This window comes from Collinsella sp. LCP19S3_F2 (assembly GCF_052121015.1).
Taxonomy (GTDB): Bacteria; Actinomycetota; Coriobacteriia; order Coriobacteriales; family Coriobacteriaceae; genus Collinsella.
The window spans coordinates 312947-335520 of the sequence record NZ_JBQKFA010000001.1 but is presented as its reverse complement, the minus strand read 5'-3'; the positions used below and the strand labels follow the sequence as shown (position 1 = coordinate 335520).

At 60.0% G+C, this 22574-nt stretch carries 17 protein-coding genes; 10 read left to right on the top strand and 7 right to left on the bottom strand.

Annotated features, from left to right (window positions below):
* Positions 1 to 40 precede the first annotated feature (40 nt).
* From ACTQX9_RS01480 to ACTQX9_RS01470, 3 genes are all read right to left on the bottom strand, one after another.
* Positions 41 to 1237: an MFS transporter gene (locus tag ACTQX9_RS01480; protein ID WP_441540295.1), complete on the bottom strand. Its 1197-nt coding sequence runs from the start codon at positions 1235 to 1237 to the stop codon at positions 41 to 43.
* A gap of 126 nt (positions 1238 to 1363) precedes the next feature.
* Entirely contained in the window at positions 1364 to 3775 is a 2412-nt protein-coding gene (feoB, locus tag ACTQX9_RS01475) for a ferrous iron transport protein B (protein ID WP_441540294.1), read from the bottom strand.
* 480 nt (positions 3776 to 4255) lie between these two features.
* Positions 4256 to 5155, bottom strand: coding sequence for an alpha/beta hydrolase (locus ACTQX9_RS01470; RefSeq protein ID WP_427793558.1), 900 nt, complete (start codon positions 5153 to 5155; stop codon positions 4256 to 4258).
* Between the two features lie 246 nt (positions 5156 to 5401).
* Between ACTQX9_RS01470 and ACTQX9_RS01465 the strand changes: the two genes are divergently transcribed.
* From ACTQX9_RS01465 to ACTQX9_RS01420, 10 genes are all read left to right on the top strand, one after another.
* Complete coding sequence (locus ACTQX9_RS01465) at positions 5402 to 5965, top strand: PTS sugar transporter subunit IIA (protein WP_154514730.1); 564 nt, start codon at positions 5402 to 5404, stop codon at positions 5963 to 5965.
* Positions 5966 to 6143: 178 nt separating this feature from the next.
* Positions 6144 to 7547, top strand: a complete 1404-nt coding sequence (gene asnS / locus ACTQX9_RS01460; RefSeq protein ID WP_441540293.1) for an asparagine--tRNA ligase — start codon at positions 6144 to 6146, stop codon at positions 7545 to 7547.
* A gap of 250 nt (positions 7548 to 7797) precedes the next feature.
* A complete protein-coding gene (locus ACTQX9_RS01455) occupies positions 7798 to 8586 on the top strand; it encodes a hypothetical protein (RefSeq protein ID WP_441540292.1) in 789 nt (262 codons plus the stop codon).
* A 158-nt stretch (positions 8587 to 8744) separates the two neighbouring features.
* Positions 8745 to 9725 carry an ABC transporter substrate-binding protein gene (locus ACTQX9_RS01450; protein WP_441540291.1) on the top strand — a complete coding sequence of 327 codons (981 nt, stop codon included), beginning with the start codon at positions 8745 to 8747 and terminating at the stop codon, positions 9723 to 9725.
* A 203-nt stretch (positions 9726 to 9928) separates the two neighbouring features.
* Entirely contained in the window at positions 9929 to 10852 is a 924-nt protein-coding gene (locus ACTQX9_RS01445; protein ID WP_427718394.1) for an ABC transporter permease, read from the top strand.
* Positions 10845 to 11639 (top strand): ABC transporter ATP-binding protein, encoded by a 795-nt coding sequence (locus ACTQX9_RS01440; protein ID WP_117839998.1) that lies wholly within the window; start codon positions 10845 to 10847, stop codon positions 11637 to 11639. Before ACTQX9_RS01445 ends, ACTQX9_RS01440 begins: the two co-directional genes overlap by 8 nt.
* Before the next feature lie 115 nt (positions 11640 to 11754).
* The gene (locus ACTQX9_RS01435) at positions 11755 to 13782 is read left to right on the top strand and encodes a bifunctional metallophosphatase/5'-nucleotidase (protein ID WP_441540290.1); all 2028 of its coding nucleotides are present in this window, start codon (positions 11755 to 11757) and stop codon (positions 13780 to 13782) included.
* Between the two features lie 128 nt (positions 13783 to 13910).
* Entirely contained in the window at positions 13911 to 14678 is a 768-nt protein-coding gene (locus tag ACTQX9_RS01430; protein ID WP_441540289.1) for a mechanosensitive ion channel family protein, read from the top strand.
* Positions 14679 to 14794: 116 nt separating this feature from the next.
* Positions 14795 to 16711 carry a BMP family ABC transporter substrate-binding protein gene (locus tag ACTQX9_RS01425; RefSeq protein WP_441540288.1) on the top strand — a complete coding sequence of 639 codons (1917 nt, stop codon included), beginning with the start codon at positions 14795 to 14797 and terminating at the stop codon, positions 16709 to 16711.
* Positions 16708 to 17418, top strand: a complete 711-nt coding sequence (locus ACTQX9_RS01420; protein WP_441540287.1) for a metallophosphoesterase family protein — start codon at positions 16708 to 16710, stop codon at positions 17416 to 17418. Before ACTQX9_RS01425 ends, ACTQX9_RS01420 begins: the two co-directional genes overlap by 4 nt.
* Positions 17419 to 17468: 50 nt before the next feature.
* Here ACTQX9_RS01420 and leuB read toward each other — a convergent pair whose 3' ends face one another.
* The 4 genes from leuB to ACTQX9_RS01400 form a co-directional block, all read right to left on the bottom strand.
* Complete coding sequence (leuB, locus tag ACTQX9_RS01415; protein WP_441540286.1) at positions 17469 to 18641, bottom strand: 3-isopropylmalate dehydrogenase; 1173 nt, start codon at positions 18639 to 18641, stop codon at positions 17469 to 17471.
* 6 nt (positions 18642 to 18647) lie between these two features.
* Positions 18648 to 19160 (bottom strand): 3-isopropylmalate dehydratase small subunit, encoded by a 513-nt coding sequence (locus ACTQX9_RS01410; RefSeq protein WP_154514746.1) that lies wholly within the window; start codon positions 19158 to 19160, stop codon positions 18648 to 18650.
* Positions 19161 to 19412: 252 nt separating this feature from the next.
* Positions 19413 to 20678, bottom strand: coding sequence for a 3-isopropylmalate dehydratase large subunit (leuC, locus tag ACTQX9_RS01405; protein ID WP_441540285.1), 1266 nt, complete (start codon positions 20676 to 20678; stop codon positions 19413 to 19415).
* Between the two features lie 41 nt (positions 20679 to 20719).
* Positions 20720 to 22255, bottom strand: a complete 1536-nt coding sequence (locus ACTQX9_RS01400) for a 2-isopropylmalate synthase (RefSeq protein WP_441540284.1) — start codon at positions 22253 to 22255, stop codon at positions 20720 to 20722.
* Positions 22256 to 22574 lie beyond the last annotated feature (319 nt).

The window sequence follows — 22574 nt, the reverse complement described above, 5'->3', positions numbered from 1 at the left end:
AAACAGGAGCTATTCCACCGCAACTGATGAGGAAACGTGATTAGGCGACGGGCTTTGCGCGGCGTATGGCCGGGAACATCACCGTGATGGCGAGGATGACGCCCACGACGGCAATCGCCCCGCCCGCGAAGCCGATCCAGGCGATACCGGGACCCGAAACCACGCCGCCGCCGATCGCGGTGCCCGTGCCGATACCCAGATTAAACAGGCCCGAGAAGATCGACATGGCGACAGCCGACGAATCCGCGGGCGTGTACTTGATGAGCTCGGCCTGAAATGCCACGTTAAAGGCCGTGGCGCAGCAGCCCCACAGCACGCAGACGGCAAGCACTGCTGCGAGCGACGATGCGGCCGAACCCATGAGCAGCAGGGCCGCTGGCACGCCGGAGAGTGTGATAGCCAAAAACGGGAAGCGGTGCCCGTCGAACAGGCGGCCAAACAGCCAGCTGCCCACCAGACCGGAGCAGCCAAACGCCGTCAGCGTCATGGTAATGGCGCCCGCGTCGACGTGCGCGACCTGCGCCAGGAAGGGCTCGATATAGCTGTAGCCTGTGTAATAGCCGGTCGCCATAAAAACCGTGACCGCGTAGAGCGCGATGAGGAACGGGTTCTTGAGCAGCTCGGGCAGCTGTTTGACGGCAAAGCGCTCTCCCGCCGGCATGGCCGGGAACACCGCTGCCTGGTACACCACCGCGGCGGCAGAAAAGGCCCCGACCACAGCGAATGTCATGCGCCAGCCCACAGCCAGCCCGATGGCGCGGCCGATCGGCAGGCCAAAGATCTGCGCGATGGACGAGCCCGTGGCGATCATGCTGATGGCGAGCGCCCCGTGACGGGTGTCGACCAGGCGCGAGGCCATAATCGAGGCGACCGACCAGAACACGGCATGTGCGCAAGCGACCACCAGGCGTGCACAGACCAAAATAGGATAGGTGGGCGCCACGGCGGACAGGAACTGACCCAGAGAGAACACGGCGAGCACGCCGAGCAGCATACGCTTGAACTCAAAGCGCGAGGCAAACACCATAAGCGGCAGCGACAGCAGCATGACGCCCCAGGCGTAGACCGAAATCATGATGCCTGCCTGGGCCTCGGTGAGCGAGAACGATACGGCAATATCAGTCAGAAGGCCGATGGGCATGAACTCCGATGTGTTGAACACGAACGCGCAGCAGGCGAGCCCGATAAGCGGGAGCCACTGCTTGAGCGAGATGCCATCTTGTCTTGCCTGAGTCATGTAGGAAACCTCTCCGATTGTCTTGGGCGGTGGGCGATTATATAGCAACGGCCCCGCATCCGTCAGCACAGATGCGGGGCCGCAATCAACAACTCAATACACAGAGGTTGCGCCGTCAATAAATAGCTAAGCCAACCCCAGCAATATGCCCGCCGCATGCACGACAAACGCCACAATCCAGGCGACCATCACCTGAAACGCGAACACGGCAACGGCATAGCGCGCGCCCAACTCGCTCTTGACGGCACCGATTGCCGCCACGCAGGGCGGGTACAGCAGCGTAAAGACCAAGAACACGTAGGCGGTAAACGGCGAAAACATGGTCGACAGCGCCGCGGGTGACGTTGCATCCAAAAGCACGGTGAGGGTCGAGATGACGCTCTCCTTGGCGATAAGTCCGGTGACGAGCGCCGTGGATGCACGCCAGTCGCCAAAGCCAAGCGGCGCCAACAACGGCGCGATGATGCTACCCAGACCGGCAAGTAGACTCTGCGACTGATCGGCGACCACATTAAAGCGGATGTCAAACGTCTGGAGGAACCAGATGACCACGGTGGCGGCAAAGATGATGGTAAAGGCCTTGGTAATAAAGTCCTTGGCCTTATCCCACGCCAGCATCACCGTCGTCTTGATGCTCGGCAGGCGGTAATTGGGTAGCTCCATGATAAACGGCACCGGGTCGCCCTTAAATGCCGTGCGGTTGAGCACCAAAGCCGCGATGCAACCGACCGCAATGCCAATCAGATAGAGCGAGACCATGGCTGGGACCGTCGCCTGCGGGAAGAATGCTCCGCACAGCAAGCCGTAAACCGGCAACTTGGCCGAGCAGCTCATGAACGGCGTGAGCATGACCGTCATCTTGCGATCATGCTCGGATGGGAGTGTACGGGTCGACATGATAGCCGGCACGGTGCAGCCAAAACCAACGAGCATGGGCACGAAGCTGCGGCCCGACAGGCCAAAGCGACGCAGCACCTTATCCATGACAAAGGCCACGCGCGCCATGTAGCCGGAGTCTTCCAGAATGGAGAGGAACAAGAAGAGCACGACGATAATCGGCAGGAAGGTCAGCACGCTGCCCACGCCCGTAAGCACGCCGTCGACAGCCAGCGAGCGCACCACGTCGTTGGTTCCGAACGCCTTGAGACCCGCATCGGCCGAGGCGATGATGACAGCGATGCCGTCCTCCATAAGTCCCTGCAACGCCGCGCCGATCACGCCAAACGTCAGCCAAAAGACGAGGCCCATGATCGCCAGGAACGCCGGAATGGCCGTGTAGCGGCCCGTCAGGATGCGGTCGATCTTAACGGAGCGCACGTGCTCGCGGCTCTCGTGCGGCTTGACGACGCAGCGCCCACACACGTCGCCGATAAAGCTAAAGCGCATATCGGCCAGCGCAGACAGGCGGTCGGTGCCAGCCTCGCCCTCCATCTGGGTAATGATGTGCTCAATAGCGTCAAGTTCGTTGCGATCCAGGTGAAGTGCCTCGGTCACCAGCTCGTCGCCCTCAACCAGCTTGGTCGCCGCAAAACGCAGCGGAATGCGGGCCGTCACGGCATGGTCCTCGATCAGGTTGGCAATGCCGTGGATACAGCGATGCAGCGCACCGCCGTCCGGGCCATCGGGCGCGCAGAAGTCCAGGCGACCCGGGCGCTCGCGGAACCGCGCCACATGCAGAGCGTGATCCACCAGCTCGCCGATACCCTCGTTGCGGGCAGCGCTAATGGGGACAACAGGCACGCCCAACAGGCTCTCGAGCAGGTTGACGTCCACGGCGCCGCCGTTGGCCGTCACCTCGTCCATCATGTTGAGCGCGATGACCATGGGGCAGTCGAGCTCCATAAGCTGCAGCGTCAGGTAGAGGTTACGCTCGATATTGGTGGCATCGATGATGTCGATGATGGCGTCGGGATGCTCGTCAAGGATGAATTGACGGCTGACAATCTCCTCGCCCGTGTACGGCGACAACGAATAAATACCGGGCAGGTCGGTAACGCTCGCCTCGGGGTGGTTACGAACAGTACCGTCCTTGCGGTCGACCGTCACGCCGGGAAAGTTACCAACATGTTGGTTGGAACCCGTCAGCTGGTTGAACAGCGTGGTCTTGCCGCAATTTTGGTTGCCGGCGAGGGCAAAGTGCAGCGGCGCGCCCTCGGGCACGGCCGTTTTTGCCGCGCGGGGCGAATACGTCCCCTCACCGAGCGCCGGGTGCTCCGTCGTGCCGATTGCGGCGTTAACGCGCGGGCTCGTATCGGTGTCGTGAATACCCACGAGCTCAATGCGAGCAGCATCGTCTTTGCGCAGCGTCAACTCGTAGCCACGCAGGCGAATCTCGAGCGGGTCGCCCATAGGGGCGTACTTCATCATGGTGACTTCGGTGCCCGGCGTTAAGCCCATGTCCAAAATATGCTGTCGGAGTGCCTGATCGTCCGATGCCACCGATGCGACAACGGCGTCCTTTCCAATCTCGAGTGTATCGAGCTTCACGTCCGTGTTCCTCCCCCGACGCCCACAGGGCGTTGCATTTATGTTCACCATTGCTAACCGTTTGCCATGGCTAACCAATTTTAACCATGCATGATAGCGCGAACATACAGCGACGTTCAATCAACAGATTGTTGCAATGGGGATTCCGGACCCCGGTTTTCCAGACGAGCCTGCTGCGGAAACTGCATCCCACTACTCAGGCGAATTCCGGTCCCCGATTTCCCGATGGGGCCTCTCGGGGAAACCGCGTCCCACTCTGAAGCTTCAAAACGGGATGCGTTTTCCGGTTGAGGCATCTTACGGAAAATGCATCCCGGAATCGTCGCTCAGACCGGGACGCATTTTCCCGATCGACCCTCTGCGGGAAACTGTATCCCACCTTGAGGGGCAAAACTGGGACGCGGTTTCCGGCCCGGGCACCAAAACGAAGTTGCGGTGGAATAGTTCCTGTTTGGGGCTTTAACCAGCAAAAACAGGAACTATTCCACCGCAAGTTATGAGGGACGGGATGGGGCTGGCCCTCTTACTCTCTTACAGATGGCGCTCCAGGAAGCGGAAGGCTAGGCGAATCCAAGGGCGGACTGCCACCTGCTTGTCCTCGTTGTCGACCGCGGTATTGGCATTGCCGAGCGAAAGGCCGTGACCGCCTTGGTCAAAGACGTGCATCTCGCAAGCGACGCCCTCCTCGGCCATGCGCTGAGCAAACGGATAGACCTGCGCGATCGGCGCCGTTTTGTCATCGGACACGCCCCACACAAAGGTCGGCGGCATCTGACGCGAAACATGCGTGGTAGGGCAGATATCGGCCAGGTGCTCTTCGGTCGCCTCGCCACCCGTCACCATCGACAAGTAGTCGTTGAGCAAATCGCGCCCCGTCTTGCCACCTGTCTTGGGCACGCGCAAGTCGATGCGCGGATCGCGCGTCTGCATGTCGCGGACATAGGCAAAGTCGAGCAATGGATAGCCCAGCACCACGGCATCGGGACGAATGTCGTCCGGACGCGCCCCGGCAAGTGCCGCGAAGGGGCCGGTCTTCCACTGCGTTGCCAGCGAGGCGCAAATCATGCCGCCCGCCGAAAAGCCCACAACGCACACGCGCTTGGGATCGACATGCCACTCGTCGGCATTCGCACGAACCGTGGCGACCATCTTGGCAAGATCTGCCTGGGGGTGCGGAAAGCTCACGTCACCCGTGCCACTCGTGACATAGTTGAGAACAAAGGCCTGGTACCCGTGATCCAAAAATGCAAACGCCACCGGGTCCTGCTCGTGCGGAGCGATGTGCGTAAACGCGCCTCCGCCGCAGATGATCACTGCCGGGCGACGACCATTGGGCTTGCCGGGCAGCGGTTCGGCCCCCATATAGGTAAACGTCGCCGGATATTCCTCGGTCGGCTCCTCGCCCCACAGCGCATGGCTCTCGACGATCATATATGCTCCCTTCGCGCGATTCGCGCGCACGTTATGTATCGCCTTCAAGCGTACCCCACTTGGACGCACGGCATCGAAACGTATCCGCAATAAGTTCCCTTCAACTGATATATCACATAATCCCAGCTCAGGGCCGTCGTTGAGCAGCGTAAAATAGAGACGCTGACCGAGCCGGTAACACACACGAAACGTTTCCGGCAAAACTACGCGTGCGCTACATGCGCACTTGATACGTTGGAGGCATCTATGGGTCTACTCGATTCGCTCAAGTCCACGTTCAACTCGTCGGGCGAGGCATCCGTACCGCCCGCAGCAAGCTTCGCCACCCGCGAAGGCGTCATCTACGCTCCCGTTAACGGTGTGCTCGTCAATCTAAACGAGATTCCCGACGAGACCATCGCCTCGGGTATGCTCGGCCAGGGCTACGGCATCGAGCCCATCACCGGCACCATCTATGCGCCCGCTAACGGCCGCATCGGCGCCACCACCGTCACCAACCACTCTATTGGCATGATCACCGAGGACGGCCTTCGCGTGTTCATCCATGTCGGCCTGGGCACCGTACAAATGAACGGCAAGGGTTTTGCCCGCTTTGTCGAGATGGGCGATGTGGTCAAGGCAGGCCAGCCGCTCATCAGTTTCGACCGCGATGCCATTAAGGCCGCTGGCCACGAGGACATCGTGACCGTCATCATCTCCGAGCTCGATCGTCTTAAGAGCATCGACCATGTCGGCGAGTCTGGAACGCTTATCGGCGGCAACCCGCTCGTCAAGCTGGGCGACCCGCTGCTGGTGGCTAAGACCAAGTAACGAGTCCTGCGCCGTACAGCCAATAGGCAACACGCAAGCGCCCACGACCATCTGGCCGCGGGCGCTTTTCGTTTGAAAACCGTCCCGTCAATGCCTTATCTGTATAGCCCAAATGAGCCGAGCTGCTAGAATATCGAACTATATGGATAACTATCATTCAACCGTTATGGGAGGATACGTGAACCGCACCAAAATCGCGCAGCTCTATGCCGATGCCGAGTCGCTCGGCGGCCAGACCGTCACTGTCGCCGGCTGGGTCAAGTCCGTCCGCGACATGAAGAACTTTGGCTTCGTCACGCTCAACGACGGCAGCTGCTTCCGCGACCTGCAGGTCGTCATGAACCGCGAGACGCTCGGCAACTACGACGAGATCGCCCACCAAAACGTCTCGGCTGCACTCATTTGCACCGGCACCGTCAAGCTGACCCCCGATGCGCCCCAGCCTTTCGAGCTTTCTGCCACCTCCATCGAGGTAGAGGGCACGAGCGCCCCGGACTACCCGCTGCAGAAGAAGCGCGCAACCGTCGAGTTCCTGCGTACCCAGCAGCACCTGCGCCCGCGCACCAACCTGTTCCGTGCCGTGTTCCGCATCCGCTCTGTCGCGGCTGCCGCCATCCACCGCTTCTTCCAGGAGCAGGGCTTTGTCTACGTCAACACCCCCATCATCACCACGAGTGACTGCGAGGGCGCCGGCGAGATGTTCCGCGTGACCACGCTCGACCCCAAAAATCCGCCTCTCACCGAGTCCGGAGAGGTCGACTGGAGCCAGGACTTCTTTGGCAAGCATGCAAGCCTTACCGTGTCCGGCCAGCTCAATGCCGAGAACTTTGCCATGGCCTTTGGCGACGTGTACACCTTTGGCCCCACCTTCCGCGCCGAAAACTCCAACACCACGCGCCACGCCGCCGAGTTTTGGATGATCGAGCCCGAGATGGCCTTTGCCGACCTGAACGACTACATGGATAACGCCGAGGCCATGCTCAAGTACGTTCTTAAGGACGTTATGGCCACTTGCCCCGACGAGCTCAACATGCTCAACAAGTTTGTGGACAAGGGCCTGATCGAGCGCCTGAACCACGTGGCCAACTCCGACTTTGCCCGCGTCACCTACACCGAGGCCGTCGAGATCCTGGAGCAGGCCGTCGCCGCCGGTCACAAGTTTGACTATCCTGTCAGCTGGGGCATTGACCTGCAGACCGAGCACGAGCGCTTCCTGACCGAGGAGCACTTTAAGCGCCCGACCTTCGTGACCGACTACCCGGCCGAGATCAAGGCCTTCTACATGCGCATGAACGACGACGGCAAGACCGTCGCCGCCGCCGACTGCCTGGTGCCGGGCATCGGCGAGATTATCGGTGGCTCCCAGCGCGAGGAGCGCCTGGATCTGCTCGAGGCCCGCATCAAGGACCTTGGCATGGCCCCCGAGCAGTACAAGTACTACCTTGACCTGCGCCGCTATGGCTCCTGCAAGCACGCCGGCTATGGCCTGGGCTTCGAGCGCTTGGTAATGTACCTGACGGGCGTGGGCAACATCCGCGACGTCCTTCCGCACCCCCGCACCGTGGGCAACGCCGATTTCTAATCGCCACAGCTCCGTCCCGCGCGTTACAGCGTGTCGCACCAGCGCCTCTCGGCAAGCCGAGGGGCGCTTTTTTCAACAGCATCCGTCAGGCTTTTGTCAAGTTTTTGGTCAGCTGAGCAGGGCTGTTGAAAACTCGATCCGCCGCTTGCCGACGACTACCGACCACCCAGAGTGCCCTGCGCCCCTAAGCAAACCCCGTGTCCTAGGCTCCGTAGCGTCATCACCCAAAAACGGAAAGGACGTGAACGCAATGGCCAAACCCGCTGTTGAGAACTACGAGGCCACGACCAGGGGCGCTGCTTCCATGGCAGCCTATCGCGCTGTGCGCATCCTGCAACTCTTAAGCGAGCATACCGGTGAGGACAAAGCGCTTCCTCCCGATGAGCTGATCGAGCGCCTCGCCCATCCCGACGACCCCGCTCGCATGCCCGTCTCGGCAGCGCGGCGCAGTATCCATACCGCGATTTCCGCCCTGCGACATGCCGGATACGAGATTGAGTACAAGCGCGGCGCGGGTTACCGACTTCTCACCCGACCGCTCTCCGACGAGGAAATCATTCGACTCCATGGCATGGTCATGCGCAACCGCTCCACACCCATCGCGACCAGAAAAAGCATAGCGCGCCATCTGGTCGCCATGGCAAGCGCCGACGTTCGCGGCTACCTCGATACGTCCGAGCCGGCACCAAGCGCAGAGGGCAAACCCGCCAAGACCACGCGACCGCCCGCCAAACGCATCGATACCTGCGAGCTCATCGAGCGGGCCATCGACCACGGAACCACGGTGAGCTTTGACATTTCAAGCGTCACGACACACGACAAGATCGAAGTGACGAGGATGACCGTTCGGCCTTTTGCCATCAAACAGCGAGACGGCGTCTCGTATCTGCTGGGAACGGTCGTCGACGGGCACGGCTCCGACGACACCCTACGCACCATCGAGATCGGCCGCATGAGAAACGTTAGCACGCGCCTGCTCGACGGCAAGAAGCTCTTTGCCGCGCTGGACGAGGGGGAGCGGCCCGCGCCCGCCGCCTAAGTCTTGCCGTTGCCCGCCGAATCCCCCGCCGTCCATCCGGTTCAGTATTAAAAAACCCGACAGGTTGTTGAAAAAATGGGCATCGGCGCTACTATAGACCCACTTGCACTTTGTTTGAGTGCAGTGTTTCCAGCAATTTCTATACTGGGGGTAATGACATGAACGACATCACCATCAGCCGCAGGAGCCTTCTGGTCTCCGCCGGCCTGCTCGCACTGGCCCCGCTCGCCGGATGCGGCGGCAACTCTGGTTCCGGCTCTGCAGCCGCCGGTTCCGACTACACCATCGGCGTTCTGCAGCTCACTGAGCACTCCGCGCTCGACGCCGCCAACGACGGCTTTGTCAAGGCCATCAAGAAGAGCGGACTCAAGGTCAAGATCGACCAGAAGAACGCCCAGAACGACCAGTCCACGTGTAAGTCCATCGCCGACAAGTTTGTGGGCGACAACGTCAACTTGATCTACGCCATCGCCACGCCTGCCGCACAGGCTGCCGCCGGCGCCACGGCCGATATCCCCATCGTGGGCTGCGCCATCACCGACTACGCCGCCTCCGGCCTGGTCCAGGACAACGACAAGCCCGGCACCAACGTCACCGGCGCCTCCGACCTCACCCCGGTCGCCGAGCAGCTCGAGATGATGCAGAAGGTCCTGCCCGACGTTAAAAAGGTCGGACTGCTCTACTGCACCGCCGAGTCCAACTCCGACGTCCAGATCAAGGCCGCCAAGAAGGAACTCGACAAGCTGGGCCTGGAGTACACCGATTTCACCGTCTCGAGCTCCAACGAGATCCAGTCCGTCGTCGAGTCTGCCGTGGGCAAGGTCGACGCGCTCTACTCCCCCACTGACAACACCATCGCCGCGGGCGCTTCGCAGGTCGGTCAGATCTGCAAGGAGAACAAGCTTCCCTTTGTGACCGGCGAGGAGGGCATGTGCATGGCCGGCGGCCTGTTCACCCTTTCCATCAACTATGAGGACCTGGGCTACGCCGCGGGCGAGATGGCCGTTAAGATTCTGAAGGGCGAGGCCAAGCCCGAGGATATGCCGATCAAGCACCTCCCAAGCAAGGATCTGGTCGTCGTCAAGAACGACGAGATGGCCGAGGCCCTGGGCATCGACCTTTCCGCTCTAGACGAGTAGCGCCATGCGCGGTAACGCAGCTAGGCACGCGCTTGCGCCATAGCTGTGTTATTCAATATCTGAGTCATTGGGGCGAACGCTAAAGACCGGCGTTCGCCCTGCTTGTTTTTGGTAAAACAAAATGTCCGTCCGCTGCTCTTTTATGCATTGGTACCGCTATTATGGAAAATCACGTGTCCACCCTATCCTAGGAGGTATGAAGCATGCTCATTGCATTGCAGGGCGCCGTTTCGCAGGGTGTCCTCTGGGGCATTATGGTGCTTGGCGTGTTTATCACGTTCCGCCTGCTCGACATCCCCGATATGACCTGCGACGGCAGCTTTGCCCTCGGCGGCTGCGTCTGCGCCGTGCTCATCGTCAACAACAATGCCGACCCGTTGCTCGCCGTTTTGGCCGGCATGTGCGCCGGCGCCATTGCGGGCGCGGTCACGGGCATTCTGACCACCGTCTTTGAGATTCCCGCGATCCTCGCCGGAATCCTCACTCAGATCAGCCTGTGGTCCATCAACCTGCGCATCATGGGCAAATCCAACACGCCCATCCTTGCCAAGGGCACCGTGTTCTCGGCCGTCAGCAATATGACGGGCCTGCCGCAGTCCACCGTTGCCATCATCCTGGGCATCTTGCTCGCCGTGGCTATCGTTGCCATCCTGTATTGGTTCTTTGGCACCGAGATCGGCTCGGCGCTGCGCGCCACCGGCAACAACGAGTACATGATCCGTGCCCTGGGCGTCAACACCAACTCCACTAAGATGATCGCCCTCGTGCTCTCCAACGCCCTCATTGGCCTTTCGGGCGCGCTCATCTGCCAGAGCCAGAAGTACGCCGACATTGGCATGGGCACCGGCGCCATCGTTATCGGTCTCGCCGCCATTGTTATCGGCGAGGTGCTCGGCCGCCTGCTGCCCGGCGGTCTCACGCAGTTTAGCGTCCGTCTTGCCTCCGCCGTCTTTGGCTCCGTGGTGTACTTCCTCATCCGCGCCATCGTGCTGCAGCTGGGCATGGACGCCAACGACATGAAGCTGCTCTCCGCCGTGATTGTCGCCGTGGCCCTATGCGTGCCCGTGGTTTGGGAGCGCTATAAGCTCCGCAGCTCCTACACGAAGGGGGATGAGGCAGATGCTTAAGCTCTCGCACGTCAAGAAGACCTTTAACAAGGGCACCGTCACCGAAAAGCGCGCTCTTACCGGCGTCGACCTTACCCTCAACGATGGCGACTTTGTAACCGTGATTGGCGGCAACGGCGCCGGCAAGTCCACGCTGCTCAACATGATCGCCGGCGTGTATCCGCTCGATTCGGGCGTTATCGAGCTCGACGGCACCGACATCTCGCGTCTGAGCGAGTCGCAGCGTGCCAAGTACCTGGGCCGTGTGTTCCAGGACCCCATGCGCGGCACCGCAGCCGACATGCAAATTGCCGAGAACCTGGCACTCGCCAAGCGTCGCGGCCAGCGTCGCGGCCTTTCGTGGGGCGTCACCAAGGCCGAGAAGGACGAGTACGTCAAGCTGCTCAAACGCCTGGACCTTGGTCTGGACACGCGCCTCAACGCCAAGGTCGGCCTGCTCTCGGGCGGCCAGCGCCAGGCACTCACCCTGCTCATGGCCACGCTCACCAAGCCGCGCCTGCTGCTGCTCGACGAGCATACCGCGGCACTCGACCCCAAGACGGCCTCTAAGGTGCTCAATCTGACCGAGGAGATTGTCGACGAGAACCACCTGACCACGCTCATGGTCACGCATAACATGAACGACGCTATCCGTCTGGGCAATCGCCTGATCATGATGCACGAGGGCCACGTAATCTACGACGTGGCGGGCGATGAGAAGAAATCGCTCACCGTGGCCGACTTGCTTCAGAAGTTCGAGGAGGTCTCGGGCGGCGAGCTCGCCAACGACCGCATGCTGCTGAGCTAAACCTACCAAAAAGGGACAGGTTTATTTTGGCAGGTTTTATCTGCGCAGACGTCAAAACCGCCGCAAAGGGACAGACACCTTTGCGGCGGTTTTGTTAAAGAGTAAGGAGACCGCCATGAAAAGACTCCCCCGCCTTGCGTTAGCTGCCGCGTTGTTTGCCGGCGCGCTCACAGGCATCCCAAGCCTCGCTTTCGCGGGGAACCTGCCCGCCGCTATTGACGGCTCCGTGGCCGTCATGCACACCAATGATATCCACGGCAGCTACAAGTACAGCTACAACGCAAGCAAGGGTACCGGCACTGTCGGCTTTGACGGACTGGCAGTTCTCTATAGCGCTCAAAGCAGTGCCCCCGATCTTTTGCTCGATGCGGGCGATACCTTCCACGGGCAATCCTTCGCCACTATGAGCGAGGGCAAAAGCATCGCCGAGCTCATGGACACCTTTTATGCGAACGGCTACGACGCGACCACGCCGGGCAACCACGACTGGAGCTACGGCGCTGACAAGCTCCGCACCATGACCGGCTACAGCACCACCGGCACGCCCTTCGCCATGCTCTGCGCAAACGCGAAGTCTACGAGCGGCGTATGGAGCTCGAGCATCACCAAAACGCTCGACCGTACCTGGGAGGACAGCGAAGACCACTCCACATTCGACTACAAAATCAAGGTCGGCGTCGTGGGTGCCATGGATGAGTCGCTGGGATTCTCACTGCGCGAGAGCCTTGTCCAGGACACGTCGTTCTCGGATGCGGCAGCCGCCATCAATGCTGAGGCTAAGCGACTGCGCGAGGATGAGGGCTGCAACGTTATCGTCTGCATCGCGCACACGCTCAACGCCAAGGCCTTTGCTGCAAGGCTCGTTGGGGTCGATGCACTGGTCGCGGGCCACGAGCACATCAACTTAGACGAAAACGTGACGGGGGCCGACGGCAAGCCGGTCCGCGTCGTCGAGGCGGGCAGCGCCTTTGCCGAGGTCGGTCTGCTTTCCATTCCGTACAAGTACGACACGAATGGCACCGTGACGACCGACGATGACACGGTCACGATCCCCGCAGACGACAGCGACGAGAAGCTCTACACCGCCAAGAACGTCAACGACCTTTTGGCAGACCCCGACAAGGGCGCCTTCTACCAGAGTCAACTCGATGAGGTTCGCAATAACAAAATCAAGCCACTCGACGACGCCTTTAAAATCGAGTCGAACAAAGTGATCGGCACATCCGCCACTGACTATTTCTACGGCGAAGACGCCGCGGGTACGCATGGCTGGGAGATGGTGCGCACCACCGATTTGCGTCCCAGCAAAGCGAGCGACACCACCAAGGCCCAGACCATCGGGCATGTGATCTGCGGCTCTTATCTTGCCCTGACGGGGGCAGACCTCGCCATCGAAAACGCGGGCGGCATCCGCGGCGGCATCGCGGCGGGCGATGTGACCGCCGGCAACGTCATCGCCATCTCGCCTTATGGCAACACCGTGGAGACCTGGACCATGACCGGTGCAAACTTCCTCGCAGCGCTTGAGCACTCACTGCAGATCAGCGACGATTGCAATCACAGCTACGAGCTTCAGCAAGCCTACGTGGCAGCCGGCCATACCGAGCAGGAGGCGCAAGACAAGTACAAGTGGCGCGATGACTCTGGCAGCGTTCTCTCCTTTGGCGGCATTAACGTGACGATTGATTGGACGCAGCCCGAAGGCAAGCGCATTGTGAGCGCCACACTCACCAAGGATGGCAGCGCGCTCGACCCCGCCAAGAACTACGCCGTCGCCACCAATAACTACATCATTACCAACACGACCGTCTTTCCCACCTTTGCAAAAGCTAAGAAGTGCGCCGAGTGGAGTACGTGCGAGGCAGCGCTGAGGGCACTGATCGGGCAGGACGACTGGGAGAACAAGATGGCCTCACTCGCGGGCACCATCAGCTTTGGCTCCGCCGAGAGCCCCGCACCCCATCCGACCCCAACGCCTGAGCCCTCATCCAACCCCGGCACGACGACCACGCAGATCACCACCAAGAAGACGGCCGGTAAGCTTGCCGCAACGGGAGACCGTACGCTGACCGTGGTCGGTGCATGCCTCATCGGCGGCATCATCGTCATCATGGTCGGCATTATCTGGAAGCGCCGCCGCTAAGCTACACCGCCGGGCCTTGCAGCCCCGCCGTACAAACCTTATATCGAGCGCAAAAGCCCGTCCGTTGTGATCGGACGGGCTTTTTGGTGGGTATTATGGTTGAACGATCTTGAGGAGGTTTTCCCTACATGGAATTGTTTGAGCCGATTCTTCATTTCTTTGAGCAGCGGTGGGTCCACAACATCATCTGGGCTGGCATCTTGGCGATAGGCACCGCCGTCGCCGCCAAAGTCGTTTCCAAGACGCTGCGTCACCTGCTCAACCGCGACGATAACCCGCTTCCGGCATCGAGTATCTTCATCAACATTGCGCGCGCCGTCATCTGGATGATCGGCGGCAGTTTTATCCTCGACAACTGCTTTGGCATTAACGCAAACGCGCTCGTCGCCGCTCTTGGCGTCGGCGGCATTGCCATCTCGCTCGGCTTTCAGGACACGCTGTCGAACCTTATCGGCGGCATGCAGGTGACCTTTATGGGCATCATCAAGCCCGGCGACAATATCGAGGTTGGCGGCGTGTCGGGCGTGGTCCAGGACATCACCTGGCGCCACACGACCATCGAGGATGCCTACGGGCAGACCATCATTGTGCCCAACTCCAACATCTCCAAGAACACGCTCGTGCATCTGATGCCCTTTGGACGTGTGGCCGTGCCCGTTGCCGTAAAGGACACGTCTAAATGGGCTTCCCTTGACGCGCTGGCAGACGAGCTGACCAGCGCCACCAAAACGGCCGTCTCGCCCATCTCGGGCTTTGACCAGGAGCCCTACGTGCTCTTTAGCGAAATCGGCGACTTTGGCATCAAGGGCAAGATCATCTTTATCGTCAGCGACGACAGCACCACATTCACCGCTGCCGACGCCTGCATCCGCGCCATCGCCCCCATCATCGCCTAAACCGCCACAAAGGGGACGGTGAACTGCCTCCCATTTCTTGGACATCGGGAAATGGGAGGTTTTCATTCGTGGTACCATAGTTCATACAGTTGTTTAAACGACTAAGGGAGCAAACTATGGAAGAGGCCTACCGTCAAGCACGCAAGCGCGGCGAGCAAGGACGTCGACGCGCCATTAGCCAAAGCGAGCATCCATACCTTACGGACCTCGACAGTTTGGTTGCCCAGCTCCCCTTAGGTCAGCGAGAGAATGTCGGCCTGCGGGATATTCCGCTCGAAATGGTTGTCGGCACGGTTACCAAGGGCCGTCAGTCCGCCTTTTCATGCAACTTTATGCCCCTGCTGCCGTTTAGCACCGAGTTCGCCCGCAAGTGGTCCAACCTCTACGACATTCAGGTAACCGAGGGCTATCGCGACCCCATCATCGTCACCGAATTCATGCATCGATTCTATGTCCAGGAGGGCAACAAACGCGTCAGTGTCCTCAAATTCCTGGACGCCCCGACGGTTTCGGCCAAGGTCACCCGTCTCTATCCCGGCAAATGGGATTCCGTCGAAAGCCGCCTGTACGGCGAGTTCTGCGCGTTTTGGCGTGTCTGCCCCCTATACGAGATCGAGTTCTCGCGCGAAGGAAGCTACGAAACGCTCGCCAAGATGCTCGGTCAGAACCTTATCGAAAAATGGCCCCAGAAAAAGGTCGACTACCTGCGCCACACCTTCCTACTCTTTAAGCGCGCCTACCTTCGCGCGGGCGGCGACCACCTGGACATTACGCCCGCCGACGCCATGCTCGTGTACCTCAATGTGTACAACCAGGACCGCCTGCTGGATACGCCGACGGATATCGTCGTAAACCGCCTGTGCAAGATCTGGCGCGAGCTGGTCATCGCCGGGAAAAGTGACGAGGACAAGGTCGATCTTGTCGAATCGCCGAACGTCGATGAGGAGGGGTTGCCCGCCAAGTCCACCTCCGGCATGCTCAACTTCTTTATGGGCAAGACCGTCTATTCGGCGGCCAACCCCCTGCGCATCGCCTTTATCCATGAATTCACCTGTGCGACGTCGAGCTGGGACAGCCTGCACGACCAAGGGCGTCAGTATCTCGATGAGCACTTTGGCGGTATCGTGCGCACCGAGGCGTTTGAGGACTGTCACGATCCGGACGTGTTCTACGCCGCCGTGGAAACGGCTGTCAAACATGGAGCAAACGTCATCTTCTCGACCTCGCACCGCCTGATGGAATACACGCTCAGGGCTGCCGTTGAATATCCCCGGGTTCGGTTCCTTAACTGCTCCATCGGCCTTCCCCACCAAAGCGTCCGTTCGTACTTTGGCAAGATGTACGAAGCCAAGTTTCTCCTGGGCGCCCTTGCCGCCAGTATGGCGGACAACCACCGCATCGGTTACCACGCGTCGGTCTTCGCCTCGGGCGCACTCAGCGAGATCAACGCCTTTGCGATTGGCGCCTCGCTGCTCGACCCCCGTGCGCAAATTATCCTGACCTGGGGCGATGTGCCCGCCGGAGGCCTTGCCGAGGCCATGTGCCGCGAAGGTGTGAGCGTCATGACCGGCGCCGACATGTCAAAGTCGCTCGAAGACCCCACGGCCTACGGACTCCACCGCCTGGTCGATGGCAAGGTTGCCGGCATTGCCATGCCGGTATGGAACTGGGGCCGATACTACGAGCTTATCGTGCGAAGTCTGCTGCATGGCACCTGGGACGAGACCAGTGACGACAGCCAGGTTCGCGCCGTCAACTACTGGTATGGCATGAGCTCGGGCGTTATCGACATTCGCTACGCTCCGGGTCTGCCCTATCAGACGCGCAAGCTTGTTCAGCTCCTCCGCAATGGCATCGTCGAGGGCTCTATCAATCCATTTGGCGGCGAGCTCCATAGCCAAGACGGCGTGGTGCAGATTGAGGGCTTTCCCCCACTGCCGAGCACGCAAATCGTCGAGATGGACTGGCTGGCAGACAACGTGGTGGGCACCATTCCGCAGCCCGACGATGAGCCGAAGGTCCGCGCCCTATGAAAATCCTTGCCATAGCCGATACCGAAGAACGATGCCTATGGGAGTGCTTTCGCAAGGAACGCTTTGAGGGTGTCGACCTAATTTTGTCCGCTGGCGATCTGGACCCGGACTATCTTGAGTTTTTGGTCACGGTCATCAACAGACCGCTCATCTACGTGCGCGGCAATCACGATGACCGCTACGCGCGTCATGCACCGGGCGGCTGCATCTGTGTCGAAGACACCGTGTACGTGTATCGCGGCGTCCGCATTGCGGGGCTTGGCGGCTCCATGCGCTATCGAGATGGCGCTAACATGTACACCGAGCGCGAGATGGCCAAGCGCGTGCGCAAGCTGTCCCGCAAAGTGAGGATGGTCGGCGGCTGCGACATCTTGCTCACCCATGCGCCCGCCGCCGGCATGGGCGATCTGGACGATCTGCCGCATCGGGGATTCGCATGCTTTAACACAGCGCTCGAGACATGGAATCCCGACTACATGGTGCACGGGCATGTGCACCAATGCTATGTTCGCGACTTTCAACGCGAACGCCAGCACGCATGCGGGACGACGATTATCAACGCCTGCGGCTATACGCAGTTTAAGCTGGACGAGGCGCGCTACCCCATCCGTGGATGGCAGGCAGCCTGGCTCAATTCGCAAACCATGCGCCGCGAGCTCAAACGCCACGAGGCAATCGAGTCCTCAACCGCCAGAACCCCCTGGTAACCACCACAAAGGGGACAGGTGCCTTTGTGGTGGTTCCGGACATCTCGACGCTACAGCGCGGCGATGACCTTATCGCCCATCTGGGTCGTGCCGAGGATCTTATCGGCAGGGGTGCTGGCGTCGGCGATGTCGCGGGTACGCCAGCCTTCGTCAAGCACACGCGCCACGGCATTTTCGATCCAAGCAGCCTGCCCACCCATGTCGAGCGCGTACGTGAGCAGCATTGCCGCCGACAGGATCTGCGCGAGCGGGTTAGCGATACCGAGCCCCGCGATGTCGGGCGCGCTGCCGGCGCTCGGCTCAAACAGCGACACGCCATCGCCCAGCGAAGCCGAGGCAAGCATGCCGAGCGATCCGGTAATCTGCGCCGCCTCGTCGGAGAGAATGTCGCCGAACATGTTCTCCGTAACTACGACGTCAAAGTCGGCCGGTCGGTTAATGAGCTGCATGGCGGCGTTGTCGACGAGCAGGTCCTCAAGCTCTACATCTGGATACTCCTCGTCATGCACGCGATGCACGACCTCACGCCACATGCGGCTCGTCTCCAATACATTGCGCTTGTCCACGCTTGTCACCTTGCCGCGGCGCTTGCGAGCTGCCTCGAACGCCTGGCGGGCGATGCGCTCAACTTCGTACTCGCGGTACTCCATTACGTCAACCGCGCGCTGGCCAGCCACACCGTCGGTGCCCGCACCGCCCTCGTCATAAAAGCGCTCGTGCTTGCCAAAGTAAATGCCACCGGTAAGTTCGCGGACGAGTACCATGTCAACGCCCTTGATGACTTTGGGACGAAGCGTCGATGCGCTGGCAAGTGCGTCGTAGATTTTTACGGGGCGAAGGTTGGTATAGAGGCCGAGTTCTTTGCGGATACGCAGCAAGCCTTGCTCGGGGCGCGGGGCCGCCGGATCGGTCGAATCCCACTTTGGGCCACCGACGGATGCCAACAGCACGGCGTCCGACGCCTTTGCCGCCGCAAGGGTTTCATCGGGCAGCGGATTGCCGCACGCATCGATCGCCGCGCCACCAATCAGGTGATCCTCAAAGGCAAACTCTACGCCAGCGCGCTTGCCCACGGCAGCCAGCACCTTCTTACCCTCGGTAATAACCTCGGGCCCAATGCCGTCACCAGGAAGACAGCAGATCTTATAGGTCTTCTTCACGTTGCAGCTCCAGCTCTCGCTACTCGGCCCGTTTGCAAACGGATTATCCAGCTTGACCGTCATAATCGCTTACGCCTCCTGACCCTTTGCCGCGACAATCTTGGCACGCGTGCGCGCAACCAAACCGCCGGCCTCGATAATCTCGGCAATAAATGGCGGAAACGGCTCAGCTGTAAAAGTCTCGCCAGTACGCTCGTTGGTGATGACACCCGCATCGGTATCGACCTTCACGGTATCGCCGGCACAAATCGCATCGACAGCTTCGGGGCACTCCATAATGGGCAGGCCCACGTTAATGGCATTGCGATAGAAGATGCGTGCGAAGCTCTTGGCAATAACACACGACACCCCTGCAGCCTTAATGGCAACCGGGGCATGCTCACGCGAAGAACCGCAACCAAAGTTCTCCTCAGCCACAATGATGTCACCGGGCCTCACGGCAGAGGCAAACGCGGGATCAATATCCTCCATAGCATGCGCCGCCAAGTGCGCATGGTCGGACGAGTTCAGATACCGAGCAGGAATGATGACATCCGTATCAACATCACGACCATATCGAAAAACCGAACCTTCAAAGTTCATATCATTCTCCGTTCAAACATGGAATGCGGGGGATTTGATATTTACTTACTTACTCGGACAGTCCTGCTCGCACGGAGAGCACATTAAGTGCTCTCCGGCTCGTGCGGAACTCGACGCAAGCAAATATCAAATCCCTCGTTCGCGTTTCGGCTACAAAAAAGCTAATGGAAAGTTAGCGTTCGCCTTCGGCGAACAAAAAAAGTGCCAGGACTGTCCGCAGTAGCGAGCAAAGGTCGAAGGACCCCGTAGCCCCTACAGGTCAGACGGCAAGCATATGTGCCCCGCCACGGCAGAAGCAGCCGCCACGGCCGGCGAGGCCAGATAGACCTCGGACGTGGGGTCGCCCATACGGCCGACAAAGTTGCGGTTGGTCGTAGAAACGCAACGCTCCCCCGCCGCCAAGATGCCCATGTAGCCGCCCAGGCACGGACCGCACGTGGGCGTGGAGAACACACAGTTGGCATCTAGGAAAATGTCGGTCAATCCCTCCTTTATGCACTGGCGGAAGACCGCCTGGGTCGCCGGAATCACGATGCAACGCACCCCGTCGGCAACCTTATGGCCGCGCATGACTTCGGCCGCAGCACGCATATCCTCGATACGTCCGTTGGTGCACGAGCCGATTACCGCCTGGTCGATCATGATGTGACGGCTCTCGCTCACCGGATGGGTGTTGCTGGGCAGATGCGGCCACGATACACACGGCTTAATGTCGGCCGCGTCAATGGCAATAACCTGGGCATACTCGGCGTCTGGATCGGCGTGATACTCAACGTAATCACGCTCGCAGCGCCCCTTGAGCCAGGCGCGGGCAACATCATCGACCTCGATAATGCCCGCCTTGCCGCCCGCTTCGATCGCCATGTTCGAAATTGTCATGCGACCTTCCATCGACAGGCCCTCGATGGTGCTGCCGGCAAACTCCATGGCCTGGTACAGGGCACCGTCCACGCCGATCATGCCGATAATGTGCAGGATGATGTCCTTGGCGGTGGCACCGTCCTCAAGCTCGCCGTTAATCTCAAAGCGAATCGTCGGCGGCACCTTAAACCATGCGCGCCCCGTGGCAATGCCCACGCCGGCGTCTGTTGAGCCCACACCGGTCGAAAACGCACCCAAGGCGCCATACGTGCAGGTATGCGAGTCGGCACCGATAATCAGATCACCCGGGACCACCACGCCGCGCTCGGGCAGCAGGGCATGCTCAATGCCCGCGCAGCCTTGCTCGTAATAGTGCGTCACATGCTGCTCGTGCGCAAAATCTCGCATCTTTTTGGTCTGCTCGGCGCTCTTGATGTCCTTGTTGGGCGCATAGTGATCGGGCACCAGGCAAATGCGATCGCGATCAAATACCTCGGTGGCACCCAGCTCACGAAAGACATCGATCGCGATAGGTGCGGTAATGTCGTTGGCGAGCACGATGTCCAGGTCGCATTCGACCAGCTGGCCCGGCCTTACCTCGTCCAGGCCTGCGTGTGCCGCCAAAATTTTCTCTGCTACGGTCATGGGACGTGCCATGTGATTCCCCTCTCAAGCGGGCTTTGCCCTGCCGAATATCGTTACTTGCCCGCCTTGGAACGGTTGGTCTGAATCATGCGGTTAATAGCGTTGATGTAAGCCTTGGCCGAGCTCACGATAATGTCGGTATCCGCGCCGCGGCCGGTGTAAATCTTTCCATCCTCGGCGGTGATGCGCACCGTCACCTCACCGATGGCGTCAATACCACGCGTAATGGCCTTAACATTGAACTCCGTCAGCTCGCCATGGGCAGAGATGGCCTTGTCGACCGCCTTGTAGGCCGCATCAACCGGACCAGTACCCGTCGAGCAAACCACCCGTGTCGCGCCGTCCTCGTCCGTGATGGTTGCCGTGGCCGTAGGAATAAGCGGGTCACCGCAGGAAACTTGAAGCGCGTCGAGGGTGTAGATCGCCTTGACCTCGCGCTGGCGCTCCTGAATCATCGACTCCAGGTCCTCGTCAAATACCTCTTTCTTTTGATCTGCAATCTCCAAGAAGCGCTGATAGATCGACTCGAATTCCTCATCACCAAACGTATAACCCAGCTCGGCGAGACGATGGCGCAGCGCCGCATGGCCCGAACGTGCCGAAAGGATAATCTCGGATCCCGCTGCACCCACGTCCTTGGGATCGATAATCTCGTAGGTGTCACGCGCCTTGAGCACGCCATCCTGGTGAATGCCCGAGCTGTGGGCAAACGCATTAGCGCCCACAATGGACTTGTTGGGCTGCACGTTAATGCCAGTTATTGAGCTGACGAGCTTAGATGCGCGCGTGAGCTCGGTCGTTACGATATCGGTATGTGCATCCAGATCCTGCTCGTGCATCCTCATGGCCATGACGACCTCCTCGAGCGCCGTGTTGCCCGCGCGCTCGCCCAAGCCGTTGATGGTGCACTCGATCTGCGTCGCGCCATTGCGGACGGCCTCGAGTGCAAGGGCTGTGGCCATGCCCAGATCGTTATGTGTGTGGACCGAAATCGTAACGTCCTCGATGCCGGCCACGCGCTCGCGCAGATCGCGAATACGAGCACCAAACTCCCAAGGCAAGTTATAGCCCGTGGTGTCCGGAATATTCACGACCGTAGCGCCGGCCTTGATCGCTGCCTCGATAATGCGGACCAGGAACTCCTGATCGGAGCGGCCCGCATCCTCGGCATAAAACTCGACATCGTCGACAAACTTACGAGCGTGCTTTACGGCGTGAATAGCGCGCTCGATAGCCTCATCCTCGGTCATATGGAGCTTGTCACGCAGATGGCTGGGGCTCACACCCAGACCGGTATGGATACGGGGCCTCTGAGCCGTCTTGAGGGCTTCTGCCGCTACTTCGATATCCTTATCGACCGCACGGGTGAGACCGCATACCGTGCACCGGTCACCCGCGATCTTGCCAATCTCCTGTACGGAACGATAATCACCGGGGCTCGAAATAGGAAATCCCGCCTCGATCACGTCGACATTCATACGTACCAGCTGGCGTGCAATAACGAGCTTTTCCTCGGTATTCATGCTGGCGCCGGGAGACTGCTCCCCGTCACGAAGCGTTGTGTCAAAGATTGCGATTTTGCGGCTCATGATTTCCTCCTGACAGGCTAAAGATACAGTTGGCTTTCAGGAGAGATGGAGTGCCTCAAGATAGAATAATACCCGTGTCGCTCATCACGCCCAAAAGCGGCGGAAGATAGCGCACCCGGGTACAACTAATCGTTATAGCGAAATTACAACCCTAGCGCGCTATCCAATCTAGTAGCGCTAGGCCTAGGAGCTGCTGTTTGTTATAGAACATGTCTGGCTCCTTTCAGCCTCGGGTATTCACTACATTGGGCTAAAGTGTAACACAGGCAAAACGACGCGCAACGGGGATTTTGAACCAAAACCACCACAAAGGCGCCTA

Coding starts and splice junctions, on each gene's coding strand:
- feoB (WP_441540294.1), bottom strand. CDS start 3,775: ATGGTGAACATAAATGCAACGCCCTGTGGGCGTCGGGGGAGGAACACG.
- leuB (WP_441540286.1), bottom strand. CDS start 18,641: ATGACGGTCAAGCTGGATAATCCGTTTGCAAACGGGCCGAGTAGCGAG.
- ACTQX9_RS01470 (WP_427793558.1), bottom strand. CDS start 5,155: ATGATCGTCGAGAGCCATGCGCTGTGGGGCGAGGAGCCGACCGAGGAA.
- ACTQX9_RS01400 (WP_441540284.1), bottom strand. CDS start 22,255: ATGAGCCGCAAAATCGCAATCTTTGACACAACGCTTCGTGACGGGGAG.
- ACTQX9_RS01455 (WP_441540292.1), top strand. CDS start 7,798: ATGGCCAAACCCGCTGTTGAGAACTACGAGGCCACGACCAGGGGCGCT.
- ACTQX9_RS01450 (WP_441540291.1), top strand. CDS start 8,745: ATGAACGACATCACCATCAGCCGCAGGAGCCTTCTGGTCTCCGCCGGC.
- ACTQX9_RS01420 (WP_441540287.1), top strand. CDS start 16,708: ATGAAAATCCTTGCCATAGCCGATACCGAAGAACGATGCCTATGGGAG.
- leuC (WP_441540285.1), bottom strand. CDS start 20,678: ATGGCACGTCCCATGACCGTAGCAGAGAAAATTTTGGCGGCACACGCA.
- ACTQX9_RS01480 (WP_441540295.1), bottom strand. CDS start 1,237: ATGACTCAGGCAAGACAAGATGGCATCTCGCTCAAGCAGTGGCTCCCG.
- ACTQX9_RS01425 (WP_441540288.1), top strand. CDS start 14,795: ATGGAAGAGGCCTACCGTCAAGCACGCAAGCGCGGCGAGCAAGGACGT.
- ACTQX9_RS01465 (WP_154514730.1), top strand. CDS start 5,402: ATGGGTCTACTCGATTCGCTCAAGTCCACGTTCAACTCGTCGGGCGAG.
- ACTQX9_RS01440 (WP_117839998.1), top strand. CDS start 10,845: ATGCTTAAGCTCTCGCACGTCAAGAAGACCTTTAACAAGGGCACCGTC.
- ACTQX9_RS01410 (WP_154514746.1), bottom strand. CDS start 19,160: ATGAACTTTGAAGGTTCGGTTTTTCGATATGGTCGTGATGTTGATACG.
- ACTQX9_RS01430 (WP_441540289.1), top strand. CDS start 13,911: ATGGAATTGTTTGAGCCGATTCTTCATTTCTTTGAGCAGCGGTGGGTC.
- ACTQX9_RS01435 (WP_441540290.1), top strand. CDS start 11,755: ATGAAAAGACTCCCCCGCCTTGCGTTAGCTGCCGCGTTGTTTGCCGGC.
- ACTQX9_RS01445 (WP_427718394.1), top strand. CDS start 9,929: ATGCTCATTGCATTGCAGGGCGCCGTTTCGCAGGGTGTCCTCTGGGGC.